The sequence below is a fragment of the Antarctobacter heliothermus genome, from assembly GCF_900188425.1.
In the GTDB taxonomy this organism is placed as follows: Bacteria; Pseudomonadota; Alphaproteobacteria; order Rhodobacterales; family Rhodobacteraceae; genus Antarctobacter; species Antarctobacter heliothermus.
The window spans coordinates 1-2,200 of the sequence record NZ_FZON01000130.1 but is presented as its reverse complement, the minus strand read 5'-3'; the positions used below and the strand labels follow the sequence as shown (position 1 = coordinate 2,200).

The following is a 2,200-nucleotide window of genomic DNA, read 5'->3' as shown; positions in this document are numbered from 1 at the left end:
AGCCTCGGGAGCATCATCCACATCAGTGTAAGGGGGTCATTGTTGGACGCCGATCACCCCGTTACGGGGTCAAAATTGCATGCCTGTTCACAATCCGGGCCTGACCGCGCTCAAGGCGCGTGCTGTGGCTGCAATGGATGCGCCCGACACCCCGGACGAAACCGAGTATTTCGGGGTCCTTATAAGCGCGGAACGACGCCTTGAGATGGTAAAAGACAGCCGCGACCGAACGCTCCGGATGATCCTGTCCGACATTGCCGATGCTCAGGGCGATGTGGATGCGTGGCTGTCGCAGTACAGCGCGCAGCAACTCACGTACCACACGATTGCGCCGGATGCTGCGCGGCGGCTCTTGGCGGCAGACCGGGCCGAAGAGGCCCTGCGGATCATGGAAACCTGCACCGCCTCCGATGACCTTAAGGACCGCTTCTTCGATACGCCTGAGGTCGACAGCGCCCATTTCGCGTGTCTCGAAGCCCTGGGCAATGAGACTGACCTGCGTCGCGCCATGTGGACCCGGTTTGAAACGCGCCTTTGTGCGGAAACCCTGCGCCGCTACGTCTCGCGCCTGCCCGATTTCGAAGATGATGAGGCGCTGCTGGGCGCCCGTGCCCATGTGCGCAACCATCCCAATCTGCTCCAAGGGCTCATTTTCTGCTTGCAGTGGCCCGATCCAAGGCTCGCGTCTGACTTGGTCCTGTCTCGTTGCGAGGAACTGGGTGGCAATGCTTATGAACTCCTTTCCCCGACATCCGAATTGCTCGAAGCCGAACATCCCTTGGCCGCCACACTGGTCTGGCGGTCGATGATCACCTTTGCCCTTCAAAACAACCGCGCCAAACGCTACCGCCATGCCGCCCGTCACCTCGCTTCCTGCGCTCGGGCAGATATGGCGATCACGGATTACGTTGCCTTTCCAAGCCACGAGGCCTTTGTGGGCGACCTGCGCCGCACCCATCCACGCAAACACGCATTCTGGGAAAAGGTCGATCACTAAGGCCGTTTCTCAAAGGCCTCAGAAACAATGTAGCATCCGGCCCATACCGGCCTCTGGCTACCGCTTCTTATGCCGCTGCGCAGCTTGAAGAAAGCGGACCTTTGAAGCAAAGTCTTGAGCGCCATCTCAGTGAGAAGGCCAACGGCGGCGTAGGGTCAAGACTCATAGCCAATAGATGACAAGAGCCGCGAGGGCGATGGCTGAGAGGAAGACTCTCGGGCACCGGTCGTAACGGGTTGCCACTCGCCGCCAATCCTTGAGCCTGCCGAACATGATCTCGATACGGTTGCGGCGTTTGTACCGGCGCTTGTCGTATTTGACCGGGGTCTTGCGCTGCTTCCGACCAGGGATGCAAGCGCGTATCCCTTTGTCTTGCAACGCTTCTCGGAACCAATCGGCATCGTATCTGCGATCACCGAGCAGCCAATCCACATTTGGCAGGCTGCTCAACAACGCCCGTGCGCCGATGTAGTCGCTGACCTGTCCTGCGGTCACGAACAGGTTCAGCGGGCGTCCCTGACTGTCGCAGATGGCGTGCAGTTTGGTGTTCATGCCGCCCTTGGTCCGGCCAATCAGACGTCCACGCCCCCCTTTTTGACGCCCATGCTGGTCGCTGTCCGGTGGGCCTTCAGATACGTCGCGTCGATCATCACGGTCTTCTGTTCGCCGTGCTCAGCGGCGAGACCGGCCATCATCCGCGCGAAGACGCCCTTGTCGCTCCACCGTTTCCAACGGTTGTAGAGCGTCTTGTGCGGCCCATAGGCAGCCGGGGCGTCACGCCACCGCAAACCATTGCGATTGATGAAGATAATCCCGCTCAAAACGCGCCTGTCATCGACGCGTGGCTTGCCGTGAGACTTTGGGAAGAAGGGCTCCAGACGCGCCATCTGCGCATCCGTCAGCCAGAAGAGATCAGACATGTTCAACGCTCGGTTTTCGAACCGTGAATCACGATGCAAAGCGGGAATCAATGGGTCCTGACCCTAGACCCGATCCGAAACGCCGAAACAGCCGAATTGCGGAGCGAGTCATTCCCTCCGCCACAGTCCGATGGCACCGATTGTCTTCAAGGGTGTATTGCCAACGGTCTTAGGCGCACCTCCGCACTATTGTATCCGTCCGGCGTGACCGCCGTTGACATTCAACGTGGCTGCCAATTCCACGGCGCGAGTTCGTCGATGCGGTTGATCTTGTGATCGGCAA

At 59.6% G+C, this 2,200-nt stretch carries 2 protein-coding genes; one reads left to right on the top strand and one right to left on the bottom strand.

Features of this window, described 5'->3' with window-relative positions:
- The first annotated feature begins 79 nt into the window (after positions 1-79).
- Positions 80-997, top strand: a complete 918-nt coding sequence (locus tag CHB90_RS25795; protein WP_245823394.1) for a DUF6880 family protein — start codon at positions 80-82, stop codon at positions 995-997.
- A 162-nt stretch (positions 998-1,159) separates the two neighbouring features.
- Here CHB90_RS25795 and CHB90_RS25790 read toward each other — a convergent pair.
- A protein-coding gene (locus CHB90_RS25790; RefSeq protein ID WP_089280544.1) for an IS5 family transposase occupies positions 1,160-1,917 on the bottom strand; the annotation gives its coding sequence in 2 pieces (ribosomal slippage) (positions 1,160-1,596 and positions 1,596-1,917; 759 coding nt in all).
- Between the last annotated feature and the right edge of the window lie 283 nt (positions 1,918-2,200).

Excerpts from the sequence above, each read along its gene's own strand:
- CHB90_RS25795 (WP_245823394.1), top strand. The coding sequence starts at position 80 with ATGCCTGTTCACAATCCGGGCCTGACCGCGCTCAAGGCGCGTGCTGTG.